19 protein-coding genes are annotated in these 19,061 nt (G+C 54.2%); 12 read left to right on the top strand and 7 right to left on the bottom strand.

Annotated elements, in window-relative coordinates; genetic code table 11:
* The first annotated feature begins 7 nt into the window (after positions 1-7).
* A complete protein-coding gene (gene ccmD, locus AC6CHM_RS14335) occupies positions 8-169 on the top strand; it encodes a heme exporter protein CcmD (RefSeq protein WP_498173583.1) in 162 nt (53 codons plus the stop codon).
* Positions 166-765: a DsbE family thiol:disulfide interchange protein gene (locus AC6CHM_RS14330; protein ID WP_307281347.1), complete on the top strand. Its 600-nt coding sequence runs from the start codon at positions 166-168 to the stop codon at positions 763-765. The genes ccmD and AC6CHM_RS14330 overlap by 4 nt, the downstream gene beginning before the upstream one ends.
* Here the strand turns inward: AC6CHM_RS14330 and AC6CHM_RS14325 are convergent.
* From AC6CHM_RS14325 to AC6CHM_RS14295, 7 genes are all read right to left on the bottom strand, one after another.
* Positions 762-1,178: a hypothetical protein gene (locus tag AC6CHM_RS14325; protein WP_498173582.1), complete on the bottom strand. Its 417-nt coding sequence runs from the start codon at positions 1,176-1,178 to the stop codon at positions 762-764. The two genes, AC6CHM_RS14330 and AC6CHM_RS14325, sit on opposite strands and share 4 nt — an antisense overlap.
* A gap of 103 nt (positions 1,179-1,281) precedes the next feature.
* Positions 1,282-1,950 (bottom strand): septation protein A, encoded by a 669-nt coding sequence (locus AC6CHM_RS14320; protein ID WP_336440354.1) that lies wholly within the window; start codon positions 1,948-1,950, stop codon positions 1,282-1,284.
* Positions 1,950-3,458 carry a signal recognition particle-docking protein FtsY gene (gene ftsY / locus AC6CHM_RS14315; protein WP_498173581.1) on the bottom strand — a complete coding sequence of 503 codons (1,509 nt, stop codon included), beginning with the start codon at positions 3,456-3,458 and terminating at the stop codon, positions 1,950-1,952. The genes AC6CHM_RS14320 and ftsY overlap by 1 nt, the downstream gene beginning before the upstream one ends.
* Positions 3,459-3,475: 17 nt before the next feature.
* On the bottom strand, positions 3,476-4,771 hold the full coding sequence (mtaB, locus tag AC6CHM_RS14310) for a tRNA (N(6)-L-threonylcarbamoyladenosine(37)-C(2))-methylthiotransferase MtaB (RefSeq protein WP_498173580.1): 1,296 nt from the start codon (positions 4,769-4,771) through the stop codon (positions 3,476-3,478).
* A complete protein-coding gene (gene dapF / locus AC6CHM_RS14305) occupies positions 4,771-5,658 on the bottom strand; it encodes a diaminopimelate epimerase (protein WP_498173678.1) in 888 nt (295 codons plus the stop codon). Before dapF ends, mtaB begins: the two co-directional genes overlap by 1 nt.
* Positions 5,659-5,761: 103 nt before the next feature.
* Entirely contained in the window at positions 5,762-6,781 is a 1,020-nt protein-coding gene (curA, locus tag AC6CHM_RS14300; RefSeq protein ID WP_498173579.1) for an NADPH-dependent curcumin/dihydrocurcumin reductase, read from the bottom strand.
* Between the two features lie 64 nt (positions 6,782-6,845).
* Positions 6,846-7,652 (bottom strand): siderophore-interacting protein, encoded by an 807-nt coding sequence (locus AC6CHM_RS14295; protein WP_498173578.1) that lies wholly within the window; start codon positions 7,650-7,652, stop codon positions 6,846-6,848.
* Positions 7,653-7,802: 150 nt separating this feature from the next.
* On the opposite strand from AC6CHM_RS14295, the gene AC6CHM_RS14290 reads away from it, so the two are divergent.
* The 10 genes from AC6CHM_RS14290 to AC6CHM_RS14245 all read left to right on the top strand — a co-directional run bounded on the left by AC6CHM_RS14290 (position 7,803) and on the right by AC6CHM_RS14245 (position 19,046).
* Positions 7,803-8,000 carry a hypothetical protein gene (locus tag AC6CHM_RS14290; RefSeq protein ID WP_307281329.1) on the top strand — a complete coding sequence of 66 codons (198 nt, stop codon included), beginning with the start codon at positions 7,803-7,805 and terminating at the stop codon, positions 7,998-8,000.
* The gene (locus tag AC6CHM_RS14285; RefSeq protein WP_115054442.1) at positions 7,988-8,521 is read left to right on the top strand and encodes a protease inhibitor Inh/omp19 family protein; all 534 of its coding nucleotides are present in this window, start codon (positions 7,988-7,990) and stop codon (positions 8,519-8,521) included. Before AC6CHM_RS14290 ends, AC6CHM_RS14285 begins: the two co-directional genes overlap by 13 nt.
* Before the next feature lie 34 nt (positions 8,522-8,555).
* A complete protein-coding gene (zapE, locus tag AC6CHM_RS14280) occupies positions 8,556-9,725 on the top strand; it encodes a cell division protein ZapE (RefSeq protein WP_498173577.1) in 1,170 nt (389 codons plus the stop codon).
* Positions 9,726-10,003: 278 nt separating this feature from the next.
* On the top strand, positions 10,004-10,966 hold the full coding sequence (gene mdh, locus AC6CHM_RS14275) for a malate dehydrogenase (RefSeq protein ID WP_115054440.1): 963 nt from the start codon (positions 10,004-10,006) through the stop codon (positions 10,964-10,966).
* Between the two features lie 70 nt (positions 10,967-11,036).
* Positions 11,037-12,233, top strand: a complete 1,197-nt coding sequence (gene sucC, locus AC6CHM_RS14270) for an ADP-forming succinate--CoA ligase subunit beta (protein ID WP_307281321.1) — start codon at positions 11,037-11,039, stop codon at positions 12,231-12,233.
* 3 nt (positions 12,234-12,236) lie between these two features.
* Entirely contained in the window at positions 12,237-13,151 is a 915-nt protein-coding gene (gene sucD, locus AC6CHM_RS14265; protein WP_115054438.1) for a succinate--CoA ligase subunit alpha, read from the top strand.
* A 173-nt stretch (positions 13,152-13,324) separates the two neighbouring features.
* Positions 13,325-16,336, top strand: coding sequence for a 2-oxoglutarate dehydrogenase E1 component (locus AC6CHM_RS14260; protein ID WP_115054437.1), 3,012 nt, complete (start codon positions 13,325-13,327; stop codon positions 16,334-16,336).
* Positions 16,337-16,407: 71 nt separating this feature from the next.
* Positions 16,408-17,700: a 2-oxoglutarate dehydrogenase complex dihydrolipoyllysine-residue succinyltransferase gene (odhB, locus tag AC6CHM_RS14255; RefSeq protein WP_115054436.1), complete on the top strand. Its 1,293-nt coding sequence runs from the start codon at positions 16,408-16,410 to the stop codon at positions 17,698-17,700.
* A gap of 173 nt (positions 17,701-17,873) precedes the next feature.
* Positions 17,874-18,512, top strand: a complete 639-nt coding sequence (locus AC6CHM_RS14250; protein WP_115054435.1) for a LysE family translocator — start codon at positions 17,874-17,876, stop codon at positions 18,510-18,512.
* 6 nt (positions 18,513-18,518) lie between these two features.
* Positions 18,519-19,046: a hypothetical protein gene (locus tag AC6CHM_RS14245; RefSeq protein WP_440808251.1), complete on the top strand. Its 528-nt coding sequence runs from the start codon at positions 18,519-18,521 to the stop codon at positions 19,044-19,046.
* The last annotated feature ends 15 nt before the right edge of the window (positions 19,047-19,061 follow it).

The following is a 19,061-nucleotide window of genomic DNA, read 5'->3' as shown; positions in this document are numbered from 1 at the left end:
CAATCATATGGCTTTCGTACTCGCTTCCTATCTTTCCGCAGGCATAGCCCTGTCAGGTTTGATCGCTTGGATTCTCCTCGACCAGCGCAACCAACTCAAAGCCCTGCGCGACCTCGAAGCGCGTGGTGTCCGCCGCCGTTCAGGTTTCGGCAAAGATGGTGCATCATGAGCGAGGACGTTCAAAGGCAATCGATGCCTCGCAAGCGCAACCCAATCTTCGTTTTTCTGCCCTTGATCCTGTTTATCATTCTTGCGGCTATCTTTGCTTTGCAGCTTGCTTCGGGCCGCGATGAATCTGTCATCCCTTCCGCATTGTTAGGCAAGCCAGCACCGAATGTTTCGCTGCCAGCGGTTGCGGGACTCATGAAGGATGGCCAAGCTGTTCCAGGCCTTGATCCGTCCAAGTTCAAAGGTCAGGTCACGCTGGTCAATATATTCGGCTCGTGGTGTCTGCCCTGCCGTCAGGAGCACCCGCTGTTGATGAAGCTGGCACAGGACAAGCGGATTGTGCTGACTGGCCTCAATTATAAAGACAAGCCGGAAAACGCAGTCGGATTTCTTGAGGATCTCGGTAATCCCTATGGGGCAATTGGTGCCGATCTCAATGGCCGCGCGGCAATTGAGTGGGGCGTGTACGGTGTGCCGGAGACATTCCTGATCGGACGCGACGGGATCATTGCCTACAAGCATGTCGGACCATTTTCTGAAGAGACGATCCGTACAGATTTGATGCCTGCTATAGAGGCCGCGCTAAAGTCGAATTAAAGCGAGGCGTAGTGCCTTGCCCAATCCACCGCACGCCCTGCCGCCGTAGCAGTGCCTTCGACCGCCTCAATCAAAGGTACTCTGATCAGTCGGTAGCTTAAAGAGCGCTTTTCAATAAGGACGGGCTCTTCGACTGATGTTCCCATGGCAATGATTTCAACAGGGCGGTCAAGGATCGGCGCTGGCACTTTGAACGAATGGCCCGCGATCATCGGGCTTTGCTGCGCTGAAGCAGCACAGGTCGCCGTAATCAACGGGTAATCAACCTTGCCCGCCTTTCGGATCTGTGCCTCCAGATCAGCGCGGCAAGTCTCCATGTTGCTCCAGCCCGTATCTGCGGTCTTGATATATTCGCAGACCTTGGCATCGCAGTCGCAACCCATCAGAGTCATGACGATGAGGGCGGTTTTCATGGAGGTTGTCTTTCTCAAGAATCATTGATGATTGGTGATTCTTGAGCTTTGATAGCGGCGGGATTTCGTCGCGATCAGGCGGAAATTGTGACCGTTTGTGGCGTCATGTTTTCTTGTTGGCCGCCTTTTCATTGGTTAGCGATTCGGTCGAATATTTCATGATCAGCGGCATTTGCGCGAATGTGAAAAGCAGGGTGATCGGCATTGTGCCCCATACCTTGAACGCCACCCAGAAATCTGTCGAAAAGCTGCGCCAAACCACTTCGTTCAGCACTGCAAGAAAGAGAAAGAAGATACCCCAGCGTAGAGTCAGTTTACGCCAGCCTTCAGCATTGAGTTTGAAGGCACTGTCAAAAACATAGCCCAAAAGCGCTTTACCAAAATATAATCCGCCAAGCAGAATGATGCCAAACAGAGCATTGACGATTGTCGGCTTCATTTTGATGAAAGTCTCATTGTGCAACCAGAGCGTCAGCGCGCCAAATATCAATACGACGATGCCGGAAATGAGTGGCATGATCGGCAGGCTTCGGGTCAGGACCCAGGATACTCCGAGGGCAATAAAGGTTGCCGCCATGAATAGGGCAGTGGCGACGAAGATCGGTTCGCCAATATTTGACAATACCGGAAACCGCTCCAACAGCCATTCACCCTTTGCATTGGCAAAGAAGAAGATCATCAACGGACCCATTTCCAGCGCCAATTTCAGCAATGGATTGACCTGTTTATGTGCGGGATCGGATGGATCGCGCTCGAAAATCGGTTCGTTCATCATGCAACTCCAGCAATGGCTTTGGCAAAATCGCTTGCCGCAAATGGCTCAAGGTCATCGACCTGCTCGCCTACGCCAATAAAATAAACCGGCAATTTATGCTTTGCCGAGATGGCGACAAGAATGCCGCCGCGCGCCGTGCCATCGAGCTTGGTCATCACCAAACCATTGACACCCGCGATGTTACGGAAAATTTCAACCTGGTTAAGCGCATTCTGGCCCGTCGTCGCGTCCAGCGTCTGTAGGACAGTATGTGGCGCTTCGGGATCATGCTTACCGAGAACACGTACAATCTTGGCCAGTTCTTCCATCAGTTCTACGCGGTTTTGCAAACGACCGGCGGTGTCGATGATCAGAACATCACTTCCCGCTTCCTTGGCCTGCTTCCACGCGTCAAAGGCAAGTCCGGCAGCGTCGGCACCAAGCTTGCTGGAGACGACCGGCGCGCCAGTGCGCTTGCCCCAAATATGCAATTGTTCGATTGCTGCCGCTCGGAACGTGTCGCCTGCAGCCAGCATGACAGTCAGACCACCGGCTGTCAGCTTTGCAGCAAGTTTGCCGATTGTCGTGGTCTTGCCGGTGCCATTAACCCCCACAACGAGAATGACATGCGGCTTATGGGAAAGGTCCAGTTCCAGCGGCTTTGCCACCGGTCCAAGCACCCTCTCGATTTCCGTTGCCATGATACTACGCACTTCATCAGTGCTGATATCCTTGCCGTAGCGTGTGGCGCTCAAAGCACCTGTAATCCTGATCGCCGTTTCCATCCCGAGATCGGCCTGGATCAGGACGTCTTCAAGGTCTTGCAACGTATCTTCATCGAGCTTGCGCCTTGTGAAGATACCACCGATAGAATCGCCAAGTTGTTGCGAGGAACGCGATAGCCCTTTGCGAAGGCGTTCAAACCAGCTGATGCGTTTTTCCGGTTCTACCGGTTGTGGTTCTTCGTCCTGCTTTTCCTGAACAGTCTTTGACACCGTAACTTTCTTGACCAGCGGCTTGGGTGTCGCGGGCATGTCTTCGGGTGCCACGACAACGGGCGTTTCAATTACCGGTTCCGGCTCAGAAATAATCTCCGGCGCTGTTTCGGGAGCAAACTCGGGTTCAGGCTGAAGCTCCGGTTCTGGTTCAATAACCGGTTTAATCTGCTCTTCCTGCAGTACTTTGATCTCAACCGGAGCAACGGTTTCGATGATCGCCTGTTCGAGAGGTTCCGTTGACTCGATATCTGCTTGCGGGATGATCTCCGGCTCAGGTTCCGACAGAATTTCAGGTTCGGGCAGGGATTCTTCAACGTGCGCCGCAGACTTTACGGGCGCATCAGACTCTTCGACCTCGATGACAGAAGTCTCTTCTCCAACAGGCAGTGTTTCCTGCGCAGCAGTATCTTCATAGATCTGCTCAACCGTTTCGATCTTGTCCGACTCGATAAGAGGTACATCGGCAGGGGTTTCCTCAACCTCCTTCTTGCCGAACGAAAATATTTTCTTGATAAAACCCAGAGCCATGAATGCTGCTTTACTTTTTATGCCGCGTGGCGATTGCTGCCATTGTCACTGGCGTTGGCCAACAGTTTGTCACCATCATGCCCTGTTATAGTCCGCTCGATGATGGTTCCTGCCGCATCGGCATCAACACCGACAAGTGTAAAGCCTTCCGTGCGGCCAATGCCTTCGCGTTCAACGAGAATTTTCTGACGCGTTCCAACAAGGCTGCCCAGATGCTTATTATAGGCCGCATCACCTGCAGCCCTCAGCCGCGCGGCACGATCCTTGATTATCTTGCGATTCATTTGTGGCATGCGCGCGGCAGGTGTGCCTTCGCGTGGGCTGAACGGAAAAACGTGAAGATTTGTCAGCCCGCATTCCTCGACAATGCGGATCGAATTTTCAAACATTTCTTCTGTTTCCGTCGGGAAACCTGCGATGATATCGGCGCCAAACACGATATCCGGCCTGATACTGCGCACAGTTTCGCAGAACGTGATGGAATTTTCGCGCGAATGCCGACGCTTCATCCGCTTCAGGATCATATTATCACCGGATTGAAGCGAGAGATGCAGATGCGGCATCAGACGGCTTTCTGTGGCCAATGCTTCCATCAAATCCTCATCGGCCTCGATGGAATCAATGGAAGAAAGGCGCAGGCGCTGCAAATCCGGCACTTCTTTCAGGACGGTCTTTACCAGCTTGCCAAGGCGCAGATTACCGGGAAGATCCGGCCCATAGCTGGTCATGTCGACGCCGGTCAGGACCACTTCATGATAGCCATTGCCGACAAGCCGCTTGACCTGTTCGATCACACCGCCCATCGGCACTGAACGAGAATTGCCCCGGCCATAGGGAATAATGCAGAAGGTGCAGCGATGGTCACAGCCATTTTGCACCTGTACAAAGGCCCGTGCGCGCCCTTCAATGGCATCAACCATATGTGACGCGGTTTCGCGCACTTCCATAATGTCGTTGACGCGCACTTTTTCAAACTGGTTTACGCCAAAATCCGGCAGCATGCGGTAGGAATTGGATTTGAGCTTTTCCTCATTGCCGAGGACCAGATCAACTTCGTCCATGGCGGCGAAATCATCGGCCCCGGTTTGCGCCGCGCAACCCGTCACGATGATCCGGGCAGCCGGGTTGTCGCGCCGTGCCTTGCGGATTGCCTGCCGCGCCTGCCGCACCGCTTCGCTGGTTACGGCACAGGTGTTGAAAATAATCGCGCCATTTTCAAGCGTACCAAGACCGGCAGCATCGGCTTCCCGCTTCATCACCTCGGATTCATAGGTGTTAAGACGACAGCCGAAGGTAACGACGTCCACAGCCATCAGGCCGCTCCCTGTGCGTCTTCGCTGCGTGCCCAGTTGCCATTTTGAGGATCGAGAGAGCCTGAAAATTCCCACTCGGCTGGCCCTGTCATCAGGACATGATCGTTTTCCAGCCACTCAATAACCAACGGGCCGCCTGGCACAGTTACAGTTACGGCACGGTCTGTCCGGTCGGTGCGTGCCGCCGATACACCGGCGGCACATGCGGCAGAACCGCAGGCGCGTGTAATGCCCGCACCACGCTCCCATGTGCGCAGCGTTATTGCGTTACGGCTCGTTACGTGAGCGATCGAAATATTGGCCCGTTCCGGAAACATGGGGTGGTTTTCGAGCATTGGACCAAAGCGTTCTAGATCATAACTCCAGACATCCTGATCTACCCAGAAAATGGCATGTGGATTGCCCATGCTGACAACGGAAGGCGAATGCAAGACCGGCACATCGATAGGCCCGATCTGCAATTCGATCTTACGCGTGTCGTGGAAGGGTTCGGAGAGAGGGATTTCTTGCCATTCAAAGTGCGGCTTTCCCATATCGACGGAAATCTGGCCGTCCGGGTGCTCGCTTGCAGTCAGAATTCCGGCGATTGTCTCGAAGGAGAATTCGCGCTTGCCCGTCTGGGCGCTGAGCGCCTGCACGACGCAGCGCATACCATTTCCGCAGGTTTGTGCATGAGTACCATCAGAATTGATGATCTCGACATAAGCATCCGTGCCATCGCTGTGGGGAGAATGGATCGCCATGATTTGATCGAACTTGGTTGCAGGATCGCGATCAAGCGCTATCGCCGCTTGCGGTGTAATTCTGTCCGCACGTCCACGCATGTCGGCAACGATAATTTCATTGCCAAGCCCGTTCATCTTCGCGAAGGGTGCGCGCGTGGTCATGCCGTCTGGTCCTGCCATCAGTTTTCGTGTCAATCGGGTCTATATGGCGGAAAAGGTGAAGAAATGCCAGTCCCTGCAAGCATTGGCGGCGCGCATCATTTGCTCAATCTGCCACATGGATAACCAGTTTTCCGAAATTGTGCCCTTGAAGCAGTCCCATAAAGGCTTCTGGCGCATTGGCGAGGCCCTCGACAATATCCTCGCGATACTTCACCTCACCGCTCTGCAGCCACTTTCCCATAGCTTCAGTGAAGGCTGGGCGCTGGTCCACGAACTCCCGCTGTATGAAACCGCGTATCAGGAGGCTCTTCTTCAGGACATCGCGCATGAGATGGGGGAGACGGTCCTTACCGGACGTATCAAGGCCATCATATTGGGCGATGAGGCCGCAAACCGGTATGCGAGCAAACGTATTCAGCAGCGGAAAGACAGCGTCCCAGACAGCGCCGCCGACATTCTCGAAATAGACGTCAATTCCATCCGGGCATGCCAGCTTTAACTGTTCGGAAAAGTCAGGCGAGTGGTGGTCTATTGCTGCATCGAATCCAAGTTCATCCCTGATGAAGGCGCATTTTTCTGGGCCACCTGCAATGCCTATGGCACGCGCTCCTTTTAGCCTTGCAATCTGGCCGACAGTGGAGCCGACCGGACCACTGGCAGCCGCAACGACAACGGTTTCGCCGGGTTTCGGCTGGCCAATCGTGAGTAAGCCCGTATAAGCCGTAAAGCCCGGCATGCCGAGGATGCCAACGGCGGTTGAAAGTGGGGCGACTTCAGGGTCGAGCTTACGCAAACCGCTGCCGTCGGAAATCGCATAGCTTTGCCAGCCAGAATGTGAGAGGACAAAATCTCCATTTTTATAGCCGGGATGCCTGCTTTCAATAACCTCCGCTACGGTGCCGCCCTCCATCACAGCATCTATCGCGACAGGAGCTGCATAGGATTTTGCATCATCCATCCGGCCGCGCATATAAGGATCGAGCGACAGATAGAGGATTTTGAGTAGCACTTCGCCATCACGGGGCGTTGGGATCGCGGCTTCTTCTATCCGGAAGTTCCCAGGTTTGACCCGCCCCTCAGGGCGAGAGGCGAGAACGATACGGGTATTCGTTGGCTGTGACATGACTGCTCCCATAGAGTTGCAGACGAACCTAACTGACCCGTTTCAACGTCGCAACGTCAAGAGATCAATGCGGCTCCTGCGCGTCTGCAACGCCGCGCAGCCAATAGCCCGCTGCTTTTACCCATTCGCCGTTCAGTCCACGATGCTCAACCAGATATTGGCGTATTGCTTTTGAAGCGCTGCTTTCGCTGGCTATGAAAGCATAGCAATCGCCGCTTGGCAGATCGAGCGTCTCAATTTTCCGTAGCAGTAGATCATTATTCCCGGCTTCAGCGCCATTGCGATGAACCCAGATGATCTCGGCATTTGCGTCGGTGTTGATCGATTGCTCTTCTTCCTTACCGGCCACTTCTATGACTGCGATGGCACGGGATGAAGCAGGGAGTTCTTCCAACCGGCGGCTGATTGCAGGGAGCGCAGTCTCGTCTCCCGCCAGAAAATACCAGTCGAAGGCATCGGAAACAATCATCGAGCCTCGGGGCCCGCCGATCACGAGCTTCTGTCCAATAGCAGCCTGGGCAGCCCAGCTTGAGGCTGGCCCATCACCATGCAGGACGAAATCGACATCAAGCGTGTTGGTGGCGGCGTGATAATTGCGCGGTGTATAATCGCGCATTTGCGGTCGTGGCTTGCCTTCCGGGAAGGTAACGCCATCGGGGCCAAGTGTCGGCAATACAGGCTCTTCACCAAGCGGCGAAAAGAAAATCTTGATGTGATCGCCATATCCGGGGCTGGTAAAACCTTCGAGTTGATCTCCAGCAAGGGTGACGCGCAACATGAGCGGCGTCAAATGCCTCACAGCTTGAACCTCAAGCACGCGAAGGCGGGTTTCGTGACGAATTCTCTGGGGTGTTTTATTTATGACTGTCATTGTCAAGAAATACGTCGGCACTTGTGGAAGTTCAATGGGTTTGGGCTTTAAATTTTGGTCGCAGCTTCGCACGACATAATAAGACTTTATTCACCTTGAAATGCTTAAACTGGTTAATGCGACTCAACTGACCGAAAGGCTGGCGCGGTCATGTGTGGCGATATTGTCATTCCGGCCAGCTTTTGGGTGCATTTGCCAATGGAAATGCCGTTGAACGGTGGTTTTTTTGGTATTTGGGTTGAGAATTTCGGCCAGATGGCCATTGTATCATGGTTAATCACAGGGGAATGGGTTGGTATTCCCGAATCAGATTATGCAGATGGAGAACTGAGGTTATGGGAACTTTGAAGGTCAATTTGCTGACCGTTGCCGCTGTTGGCATGGTGTTGGCCGGATGCCAGAGTTCGCGGATGGAACCGATGGATTCGGGACCAGCACCGTTGCAAGCGGCTCCTTCCGGCTCTGTCAGGCAGAGCCAGCTTCCACCGCCCGGCGGCAATCAGTTTCCGACGGCGCCAACCACTGCTGGCGCGGCTCCAAGCGCTCAACCCAATACGCAAGTGGCATCGTTGCCGCCTGAAAACGCGCCTGACCTTACCGCTGGCAGCGTGGCCGGTGTATGGAATGCGAGTATGGGCGGTCAGAGCTGCAAGATTGCGACCCCGCAGACAAAATTTGGCCAGGGTTATCGCGCCGGTCCGCTTCGTTGCCCCGGGGAGCTAGCAACGCTGTCCTCGTGGGCAGTCAGTGGCAAGCAGCTTACCCTGTATGATGCAGCAGGCGGTACTGTGGCGCGGCTTTATTCGTCAGGTGGGTCAAAGTTTGACGGTCAGACATCCGGTGGACAGAACCTGACGCTCTCGCGCTAAAAACAAGGCGCGGCCTTGAGAGACTGCTTCCCGCATGTCGCATGATAATCTGAAAGTGTTTCCCTCGGTGAACGAGCGCTACCAGGCGCTCGTTCAGTCGGGGGAGCTTGATATGGACCCCGCGCAACAGCAGCTGGCCTTGCGTTTCGACCGGCTTATCCGCGATGTCGCAACGAAGCGTCTTGCGACGAAATCCAGTGCCCTGGGTTGGCTTTTCAGTCGAAAATCCCCGCGCAACGAGATCGTCAAGGGCCTTTATATTTACGGTGAAGTTGGACGGGGCAAAACCATGCTCATGGACATGTTTCATCAACTTGTCCCGGTAAAACGCAAGCGCCGTGCCCATTTTCTCGATTTTATGGCCGATGTTCATGAGCGTATCAATGCGCATCGCAAGGCTCTCAAGAACGGCGAAACAAAACAGGAGGATCCGATACCGCCTGTTGCCGACGCTCTGGCTGAACAATCATGGGTGCTCTGTTTCGATGAGTTCACGGTTACGGATATTGCCGATGCCATGATCCTGTCGCGCCTGTTTCGAGCCTTGTTCGAACGCGGCGTTGTCCTTGTTGCCACCTCTAACGTTTTGCCCGATAACCTTTATCGCGACGGGCTCAATCGCCAGCTATTCCTGCCGTTCATTGATTTGCTGAAAACCCATGTGGACGTCATGAATCTGGATGCGCGCACCGATTACCGGCTGGAGAAGCTTAATCGCATGCCGGTTTATCTTTCCCCTCTGAACGATGAATCGAATCGTTTGATGGATGAGGCATGGCACGCAGCCACTGAAGGCGCGACAGTCGCGTCCGACAGCGTGACGGTAAAGGGCCGCTCGGTGGTTATACCGAAGGCCGGCAGCAACGCAGCACGATTTACCTTCGCTGATCTCTGCTCCAAACCGCTCGGGGCGGCGGACTACACAGCCATCATCCAACGATACAAGACGATTTTCATTGATGCGGTGCCTGTGCTCGATCACGCGCGCAGGAATGAGGCCAAGCGTTTCATCATCCTTATCGATATTCTCTATGACAATCACGTGCACATCGTGATTTCGGCCGCCGCTTCTCCGGACAAACTTTATGTCGCCAACCGCGGAACCGAAGCTTTTGAATTTGACCGTACGGCGTCGCGGCTGTTCGAAATGCAAAGCGAAGAGTATCTTGAAGGTGCCGCCCGCCCAACGGCCGCAGCTTCATGAGACTGATACTTTTGGCGTGTAAAGAGACTCTCGAAATAGCTCAAAATGCTAAATCTGATTGACGTTTACGTAAGTCCCATCAAATCTAAACGATTGAATTCATTGAGGGGAAAATTTTAAGTTGAGTTATTTTTGAAAGAGGAATATTCGAACCACCCAACGCAGAGGCATATGGCGACAGATTGCCGACTAGCATTTCTGATAATCGTTATTTTGGTCTTTGACGTCGGTTAAGGCATTAAGTTCAGGCAAAACTTCAGATCAGGGAAGTATCCAGCATGGCACGTAACAAAATCGCCCTCATCGGCTCAGGTATGATCGGTGGAACGCTTGCACATCTGATCGGGCTCAAAGAGCTCGGCGACATCGTTCTTTTCGACATCGCAGAAGGGACGCCTCAGGGCAAAGGTCTCGACATTGCTCAGTCCTCCCCGGTTGATGATTTCGACGCCAAGCTTACCGGCGCCAACGACTATGCAGCCATTGAAGGCGCAGATGTTGTCATCGTCACCGCCGGTGTGCCCCGCAAGCCGGGCATGAGCCGCGACGATCTTCTCGGCATCAATCTAAAGGTCATGGAGCAGGTCGGCGCGGGCATCAAGAAATACGCCCCCGGCGCTTTCGTGATCTGCATCACCAACCCGCTCGACGCAATGGTCTGGGCGCTGCAGAAATTTTCCGGTCTGCCAAAAAACATGGTTGTCGGCATGGCCGGCATTCTGGACAGCGCACGCTTCCGCTATTTCCTTGCCGATGAATTCAAGGTTTCGGTTGAAGATGTCACCGCTTTCGTTCTCGGTGGCCATGGCGACTCCATGGTTCCGCTTGCGCGCTATTCGACTGTTGCCGGTATCCCGCTGCCGGACCTGGTGAAGATGGGCTGGACCAGCCAGGAAAAGCTCGATCAGATCATCCAGCGTACCCGCGACGGCGGTGCCGAAATCGTTGGCCTGCTCAAGACCGGCTCTGCCTTCTACGCGCCTGCTTCCTCGGCCGTTCAGATGGCTGAGGCCTTCCTCAAGGACAAAAAGCGTGTTCTTCCTGTCGCTGCGCATCTTTCCGGCCAGTATGGCGTTAAGGATATGTATGTGGGCGTGCCGGTCATTATCGGCGCAGGCGGTGTCGAGCGCGTTATCGAAATCGACTTGAACAAGGCAGAAGAAAAGCAGTTTGAAGCTTCGGTGGCTTCGGTTGCCGGGCTTTGTGAAGCTTGCATCAATATCGCACCGAACCTCAAGTAATTTGGTTCACGAAACAATTCTGAAACGATCCTGAGCTACGGCTCAGGATTATTCGTAGAGGAAATATCATATGAATATTCATGAATATCAGGCCAAGCGTCTGCTGCACACATTTGGTGCGCCAATCGCCAATGGTGTTGCCGTTTACTCGGTCGAGCAGGCGGAAGAATGGGCAAAGACACTGCCCGGTCCGCTTTATGTGGTGAAGAGCCAGATTCATGCCGGTGGGCGCGGTAAAGGCAAGTTCAAGGAACTCGGTCCGGATGCAAAGGGCGGTGTGCGCCTCTCCAAGTCCGTCGAGGAAGTTGTTGCAAATGCCAAGGAAATGCTCGGCAACACATTGGTTACCAAGCAGACCGGTCCTGCTGGTAAGCAGGTCAACCGCCTCTACATCGAAGATGGCGCTGATATTGATCGCGAACTTTATCTGTCGATCCTGGTCGACCGTGCTGTTGGCCGTCCCGCATTCGTGGTTTCCACGGAAGGCGGCATGGATATTGAAGCTGTTGCTCACGATACGCCTGAAAAGATCATCACTGTTGCAATCGACCCTGAAAAAGGCGTTACGGCAGAAGATATCGCGACGATTAGCGATGCTTATGGTTTGAGCGGCGAAGCACGCGCCGATGGCGAAAAGCTTTTCCCGATTCTCTACAAGGCTTTCACCGAGAAGGACATGAGCCTGCTCGAAGTGAACCCGCTGATCGTCATGAAAGACGGTCGTCTGCGTGTTCTGGATGCCAAGGTTTCATTTGATGGCAATGCTCTCTTCCGTCATCCGGATGTGGTCGAGCTGCGCGACACCACCGAAGAAGACGAGAAGGAAATCGAGGCATCCAAATATGACCTCGCCTATGTCGCTCTTGATGGCAATATTGGCTGCATGGTCAATGGTGCAGGTCTTGCCATGGCAACGATGGATATCATCAAGCTCTATGGCGCGGAGCCAGCAAACTTCCTCGATGTTGGCGGTGGTGCCAGCAAGGAGAAGGTAACGGCTGCGTTCAAGATCATCACTGCTGATCCAGCTGTAAAAGGTATTCTGATCAATATCTTCGGCGGCATCATGAAATGCGACATCATCGCAGAAGGTGTTATCGCTGCGGTCAAGGAAGTTGGCCTCAAGGTGCCGCTGGTTGTTCGCCTCGAAGGCACCAATGCTGAACTCGGCAAGAAGATCATCAATGAAAGTGGTCTGAATGTCGTCTCCGCCGATGATCTGGATGATGCGGCGCAGAAAATCGTCAAGGCTGTGAAGGGAAACTAAGGCATGTCTATTCTTGTTAACAAAGACACCAAGGTTCTCGTTCAGGGCCTGACCGGTAAGACCGGCACATTCCACACCGAACAGGCTCTTGCCTATTACGGTACACAGATGGTTGGCGGCATTCACCCGAAGAAGGGTGGCGAGACCTGGGAAGGCAATCTGCCTACCGGTTCGAGCGCGCAGTTGCCGATTTTTGCTTCGGTTGCCGAAGGCAAGGACCGGACCGGCGCAAATGCTTCAGTGATCTACGTTCCGCCTGCAGGCGCTGCGGAAGCCATTCTGGAAGCCATTGAAGCAGAGATTCCTTTGATCATCTGCATCACCGAAGGCATTCCGGTCATGGATATGGTTCGCGTCAAGGCTCGCCTTGACCGTTCGTCGTCACGCCTGATCGGACCGAACTGCCCGGGTGTTCTCACCCCTGAAGAATGCAAGATCGGCATCATGCCGGGCAATATCTTCAAGAAGGGTTCGGTGGGTGTTGTATCGCGCTCCGGCACGCTTACTTATGAAGCAGTGTTCCAGACGACCAATGAAGGCCTTGGCCAGACAACAGCTGTCGGTATCGGCGGTGATCCTGTGAAGGGCACCGAGTTCATCGACGTTTTGGAAATGTTCCTAGCTGACGAAGAAACCAAGTCGATCATCATGATCGGTGAAATCGGCGGCTCGGCGGAAGAAGACGCAGCGCAGTTTATTGCTGATGAAGCAAAGCGCGGCCGCAAGAAGCCAATGGCCGGTTTCATCGCCGGACGTACAGCTCCTCCCGGACGTACCATGGGTCATGCCGGCGCAGTTATTTCCGGCGGCAAGGGCGGCGCTGAAGACAAGATCGCAGCAATGGAAGCAGCGGGTATCCGCGTTTCGCCCTCGCCTGCGCAGCTTGGAAAGACATTGGTCGAAGTCCTTAAGGGATAAGACCTTAAAGGAGGCGAACTTTCGCCTTTATCAGAGCTAAGAAGGATCGGGGCAGTTGCTGCCCTGATCAATCCGCGGGGACGCTCATAGCTTGAGCGAGCCTCACCCAGGGTGGCACCGGAAGGCCGGTGCGCTCTTATCAAGGGAGACGGGGCACAGCTCCGGTCACGAATATGGCACGTCAAGAACAGGCCAACGATCTTTTTGCCCTCACTTCATTTCTCTATGGTGGCAATGCCCATTATATCGAGGAACTTCACGCACAATACGAGAAAGACCCGGCATCGGTGGATGCTGAATGGCAGGAATTCTTTGCCAATCTCGGCGATAATAAAGACGATATCCAGAAAAACGCCAAGGGTGCGTCCTGGGAAAAGCCAAATTGGCCAATCGCGGGTAATGGCGAGCTGGTTTCTGCTCTTGATGGCAATTGGGGCGAAGTCGAAAAGCACATTACGGACAAGCTGAAGTCGAAAGGCACCAACGGCGCAGCGGCAACAAACGGCGCTGCCGGAGCGAAGGCATCTGACTCCGACATCATTCATGCGGCGCGCGATTCTGTTCGCGCCATCATGATGATCCGGGCTTACCGCATGCGTGGTCATCTACATGCCAAGCTTGATCCGCTGGGATTGGCCGAGGTCAAGGAAGACTATAACGAGCTGTCGCCAGAGAGCTACGGTTTCTCACCAGCCGATTATGATCGCAAGATCTTCATCGATAATGTGCTGGGTCTTGAATATGCGACCATTCCGCAGATGCTCGATATCCTGCAGCGCACCTATTGCTCGACGATCGGTGTGGAGTTCATGCACATTTCCGATCCGGTGGAAAAGTCATGGATTCAGGAACGCATAGAAGGCCCGGATAAAGGCGTTGCCTTTACCGCAGAAGGCAAGAAGGCGATCCTTTCCAAGCTGGTCGAGGCTGAAGGCTTTGAACAGTTCATTGATGTCAAATATAAAGGCACCAAGCGCTTCGGTCTTGATGGTGCGGAATCGCTGATTCCGGCGCTGGAACAGATTGTCAAGCGTGGCGGCTCGATGGGCCTCAAGGAAATCGTCCTTGGCATGGCTCACCGTGGACGCCTCAATGTGCTTAGCCAGTTCATGCGCAAGCCGCATCGCGCCATTTTCCACGAGTTCAAGGGCGGTTCTTACGCGCCGGATGACGTGGAAGGTTCGGGCGACGTAAAATATCATCTTGGTGCTTCGTCGGATCGCGAATTTGACGGCAACAAGGTGCATCTGTCGCTGACAGCCAATCCCTCGCATCTGGAAATCGTAAATCCGGTTGTCATGGGTAAGGCTCGTGCCAAGCAGGATCTGCTCGCTGGCCGCGACCGTGATGAAGTTGTGCCGCTTTCCGAGCGTGCCAAGATCATGCCGCTGCTGCTGCATGGCGATGCGGCATTTGCTGGTCAGGGCGTTGTTGCCGAGTGTCTTGGCCTTTCCGGTCTGCGCGGTCATCGCGTCGGCGGTACGGTGCATTTCATCATCAATAACCAGATCGGCTTTACCACCAATCCGCGTTTCTCGCGTTCCTCGCCCTATCCATCCGATGTGGCGAAGATGATTGAGGCGCCAATTTTCCACGTCAATGGTGACGATCCGGAAGCCGTTGTTTATGTGGCGAAGATTGCCACCGAATATCGCATGACCTTCCACAAGCCGGTCGTCATTGATATGTTCTGCTATCGCCGCTTCGGCCATAATGAGGGCGATGAGCCTGCATTCACGCAGCCGCTGATGTACAAGACCATTCGCGGCCAGAAAACGACTGTACAGCTCTATTCCTCCAAGCTGATCGAAGAAGGCCTGATTACTGAAGCCGATCTTGAAAAGCTGCGTGCCACATGGCGCGAAAACCTCGAGCAGGAATTTGAGGCCGGTCAACACTACAAGCCCAACAAGGCCGATTGGCTGGATGGCGCCTGGAGCGGCTTGCGCACAGCAGACAATGCTGATGAGCAGCGCCGTGGCAAAACGGGGCTTCCGCTGAAGACCATCAAGGAAATCGGCAAGAAGCTGGCAGAAGTGCCAGCGGGCTTCAATGTTCACCGCACCATTCAGCGCTTTCAGGATAATCGCGCCAAGATGGTCGAGACCGGCGAAGGTTTCGATTGGGCGACGGCAGAAGCACTGGCATTCGGCTCACTGGCAATTGAGGGGCATCCCGTTCGCCTGTCAGGTCAGGACGTCGAGCGCGGTACATTCAGCCAGCGGCATTCGGTGCTCTATGATCAGGACACGGAACAACGCTACATTCCGCTGAACAATCTTCAAAAAGGTCAGGCTATTTACGAAGTCATCAATTCGATGCTTTCGGAAGAGGCTGTCCTTGGATTTGAGTATGGCTATTCGCTGTCCGATCCGCGCGCGCTTACCCTTTGGGAAGCTCAGTTTGGTGACTTTGCCAATGGCGCGCAGGTCATATTCGACCAATTCATCTCATCGGGTGAACGTAAATGGCTGCGTATGTCGGGCCTGGTTTGCCTGCTGCCACACGGCTATGAAGGTCAGGGTCCGGAGCACTCTTCAGCTCGTCTTGAGCGCTATTTGCAGCTTTGTGCGGAAGACAATATGCAGGTTGCAAATTGCACAACACCTGCAAATTACTTCCATATTCTGCGCCGCCAGATGAAACGCGACTTCCGCAAGCCGCTGATCCTGATGACGCCGAAATCTCTGCTGCGTCATAAGCGTGCGGTATCGTCGATCAGCGATTTCACCGGCGATTCCTCCTTCCACCGTCTGTTGTGGGATGATGCGCAGCTGCTGAAGGATCAGCCGATCAAGCTGCAGAAGGATTCGAAAATCCGCCGTGTGGTTCTCTGCTCCGGCAAGGTCTATTACGATCTTTACGAAGAGCGGGAAAAGCGCGGCATTGACGATGTCTATCTGTTGCGCGTCGAACAGCTTTACCCGTTCCCGGCCAAGGCGCTGATCACTGAACTCTCGCGTTTCCGCAATGCGGAGATGGTCTGGTGTCAGGAAGAGCCCAAGAACATGGGTGCCTGGGCTTTTATCGATCCTTATCTGGAATGGGTGTTGGCGCATATTGATGCCAAGCATCAGCGGGTCCGTTACACCGGACGTCCTGCCGCAGCCTCAACGGCGACCGGCCTGATGTCCAAGCACCTTGCACAACTTGAAGCATTCCTTGAAGATGCTCTGGGTTCATAAGTAAACAAAGATAGATAGAGCGGCGTGACGTCGCTTTGAGCAGTTAAAATAGATCAACGAGAGCTGAGAATATGGCAACCGAAATCCGCGTCCCAACACTGGGCGAATCCGTTTCCGAAGCAACAATCGGCAAATGGTTCAAGAAGGTCGGCGAAGCTATTGCTGTCGACGAACCGCTGGTCGAGCTTGAGACCGACAAAGTGACCATTGAAGTGCCCGCTGCGGCTGCTGGTTCGCTGGCCGAAATCACCGCCAAGGAAGGCGATACGGTTGAAGTTGGCGCCTTGCTTGGCATGATCGGCTCCGGCGAGGGCGCGGCCGCTGCACCTGCCAAGAAAGAAGAAGCCAAGCCTGACGCGGTAGCACAGGCATCCGGCCCAGGTTCAGCGGCAACCACAGGTGAGGCAGAAAACAAGGCTGCTCAGGTTGCAGGCAATACGCCTATTTCCGAGCGCAAGCCCAGTGAAATGCCAGCTTCCCCGGCTGCTTCCAAGCTGTTGAGCGAAAAAGGTGTATCTGTTTCGCAGGTCGAAGGTTCCGGCAAGCGAGGCCAGGTTCTCAAGGGTGATGTTCTTGATGCCGTTGCCAAGGGCTTTACGTCGCAACCGGCTGCTGCCGAAGCACCGAAGGCCGTTGCCCGTCCGGCTTCCGCGCCAGATGATGCTTCGCGCGAAGAGCGCGTGAAGATGACACGGTTGCGCCAGACCATTGCGCGCCGACTCAAGGATGCGCAGAGCACGGCTGCCATGCTTACCACCTATAACGAGGTGGATATGTCTGCGGTCATGGACCTTCGTAACCGCTACAAGGAAATTTTCGAGAAGAAGCATGGTGTCAAACTCGGCTTCATGGGTTTCTTCACCAAGGCTGTCACCCATGCCTTGAAGGAAATTCCTGCGGTTAATGCCGAGATTGACGGCACCGACATCATCTACAAGAATTTTGCCCATGTCGGCGTTGCCGTCGGCACGGATAAGGGCCTTGTCGTTCCGGTCGTGCGTAATGCCGACCAGATGTCCATTGCGGAAATCGAGAAGGATATTGGCCGTCTGGGTAAAGCTGCACGCGATGGCGCGCTGTCGATGGCGGACATGCAGGGCGGCACATTCACCATTTCCAATGGTGGCGTCTATGGCTCGCTCATGTCTTCGCCGATCCTTAACGCACCGCAGTCCGGTATTCTTGGAATGCACAAGATTCAGGATCGTCCGGTTGTGGTTGGCGGCCAGATTGTCATCCGCCCGATGATGTATCTGGCTTTGAGCTATGACCACCGTATTGTTGACGGCAAGGAAGCAGTTACCTTCCTCGTTCGCGTCAAGGAAAGCCTTGAAGATCCGGAGCGTCTCGTTCTCGATCTCTAGAGCAATTCCAGGAAAAGTGTGTAGCGGTTTTCCGTCCGGAATTGCGTAAAAATAAAGTTTTAGAGCGTCGTTTTGAATCTCAAAACGCAAAACGCTCTAAGCAATAAAACTGTGCCGGTTGCTCTCGGGTCGGGAGCAGACCGGCACCAGTATGTCGTCTCTGGAGAATAAGCATGTCGCACTACATGTACGAATTCCTTGGTCTGATGGCGGTCTTTTCGATCATGATCGTCTCGCCCGGAGCTGACTTTGCCATTGTTGTCCGGCAGAGCATCGTGCATGGCCGCCGCAGCGCTATCATGACGAGCCTCGGCATTGGCTCTTCACTGCTTTTCCACATTAGCTACACTGTGCTCGGGCTTGGTCTGCTTGTATCAAAATCGCTGCTTCTGTTTGGCTTGCTGAAGTGGGCGGGTGCGGCCTATCTCGTTTATCTCGGGATCAAGGCCCTGCGTGCACCTGCCATGGAAGCACCGGCGGATGTCGTCGAGAATGTTCCGCAGAAGAAGATTTCCGATGGGCGTTCTTTCCTCATGGGTTTCGTGACAAACGCGCTGAATCCGAAAGCCGTCCTGTTCTTCCTGTCATTGTTTTCGGCGCTGGTCAGTCATGAAACACCGGTTTTAATTCAGGCTAGCTATGGCGTGTTCATGGCGCTTGCGCTGATTGCATGGTTCGTTGCGGTTTCCACCTTCTTTACGATCCAGTCAGTGCGGGATCGCTTTGTATCCTGGGGCAAGTGGTTCAATCGCGTAACCGGCATGGTTTTCATCGGGCTCGGTATCAAGCTCGCGACCAGCCAGGCAAGCTAGAGCGCTATGACTGTTTTTTTCCCCAACGCCAGAAAACAAGGTCTTGCTGCCATATCGGCGCTCGGAGTTCTGTTTGCCTCTTCGGCCTATGCCGCTTGTACGCAGGACCGGGCTGTCTATACCGACCGCGACGATGATTACACGCTGACATTCAAGCACTTTCCCGAAGATCAGCCTGTTGCAACATCAAACGAGTTTGTCCTGCAGCGCAATGACGCGGATTTGAAGCTTCAAGGTGTTGTCATGCGTGACGAAGCCGCAAGGCCCAATGCGCTGATTATGTATAATTGCCCAAGCGGCGATGCGACAGGTGATGAACTGGCGGCTTGTACAGTGTGGGAGGGCGTGCCTTATGCGCTGAAAGACGGCGCACAAGCCGACTATCTTCCACAAGCCAAAGAGCCGGCAGCGCAAGCTTTGCTGATGCCCAATCTCTCCGGCGCAATGAGCAATTTCAACTTCAAGCTGGAAAAGCCGATCGAAACGTTTCCGTGGGAAGTGTTCCGCTTCAAGGAATGCGTTCCCCAACAATAATTATGTGAGTTAAAG

The organism is Phyllobacterium sp. GQ127 (assembly GCF_059758635.1).
This window is presented reverse-complemented; position numbering and strand designations above follow the sequence as displayed.

Coding starts and splice junctions, on each gene's coding strand:
- AC6CHM_RS14325 (WP_498173582.1), bottom strand. CDS start 1,178: ATGAAAACCGCCCTCATCGTCATGACTCTGATGGGTTGCGACTGCGAT.
- AC6CHM_RS14290 (WP_307281329.1), top strand. CDS start 7,803: ATGTGTGGCGATATTGTCATTCCGGCCAGCTTTTGGGTGCATTTGCCA.
- sucD (WP_115054438.1), top strand. CDS start 12,237: ATGTCTATTCTTGTTAACAAAGACACCAAGGTTCTCGTTCAGGGCCTG.
- AC6CHM_RS14250 (WP_115054435.1), top strand. CDS start 17,874: ATGTCGCACTACATGTACGAATTCCTTGGTCTGATGGCGGTCTTTTCG.
- dapF (WP_498173678.1), bottom strand. CDS start 5,658: ATGACCACGCGCGCACCCTTCGCGAAGATGAACGGGCTTGGCAATGAA.
- AC6CHM_RS14285 (WP_115054442.1), top strand. CDS start 7,988: ATGGGAACTTTGAAGGTCAATTTGCTGACCGTTGCCGCTGTTGGCATG.
- AC6CHM_RS14330 (WP_307281347.1), top strand. CDS start 166: ATGAGCGAGGACGTTCAAAGGCAATCGATGCCTCGCAAGCGCAACCCA.
- curA (WP_498173579.1), bottom strand. CDS start 6,781: ATGTCACAGCCAACGAATACCCGTATCGTTCTCGCCTCTCGCCCTGAG.
- AC6CHM_RS14245 (WP_440808251.1), top strand. CDS start 18,519: ATGACTGTTTTTTTCCCCAACGCCAGAAAACAAGGTCTTGCTGCCATA.
- AC6CHM_RS14295 (WP_498173578.1), bottom strand. CDS start 7,652: ATGACAGTCATAAATAAAACACCCCAGAGAATTCGTCACGAAACCCGC.
- ccmD (WP_498173583.1), top strand. CDS start 8: ATGGCTTTCGTACTCGCTTCCTATCTTTCCGCAGGCATAGCCCTGTCA.
- sucC (WP_307281321.1), top strand. CDS start 11,037: ATGAATATTCATGAATATCAGGCCAAGCGTCTGCTGCACACATTTGGT.
- zapE (WP_498173577.1), top strand. CDS start 8,556: ATGTCGCATGATAATCTGAAAGTGTTTCCCTCGGTGAACGAGCGCTAC.
- ftsY (WP_498173581.1), bottom strand. CDS start 3,458: ATGGCTCTGGGTTTTATCAAGAAAATATTTTCGTTCGGCAAGAAGGAG.
- AC6CHM_RS14320 (WP_336440354.1), bottom strand. CDS start 1,950: ATGAACGAACCGATTTTCGAGCGCGATCCATCCGATCCCGCACATAAA.
- mtaB (WP_498173580.1), bottom strand. CDS start 4,771: ATGGCTGTGGACGTCGTTACCTTCGGCTGTCGTCTTAACACCTATGAA.
- mdh (WP_115054440.1), top strand. CDS start 10,004: ATGGCACGTAACAAAATCGCCCTCATCGGCTCAGGTATGATCGGTGGA.
- odhB (WP_115054436.1), top strand. CDS start 16,408: ATGGCAACCGAAATCCGCGTCCCAACACTGGGCGAATCCGTTTCCGAA.
- AC6CHM_RS14260 (WP_115054437.1), top strand. CDS start 13,325: ATGGCACGTCAAGAACAGGCCAACGATCTTTTTGCCCTCACTTCATTT.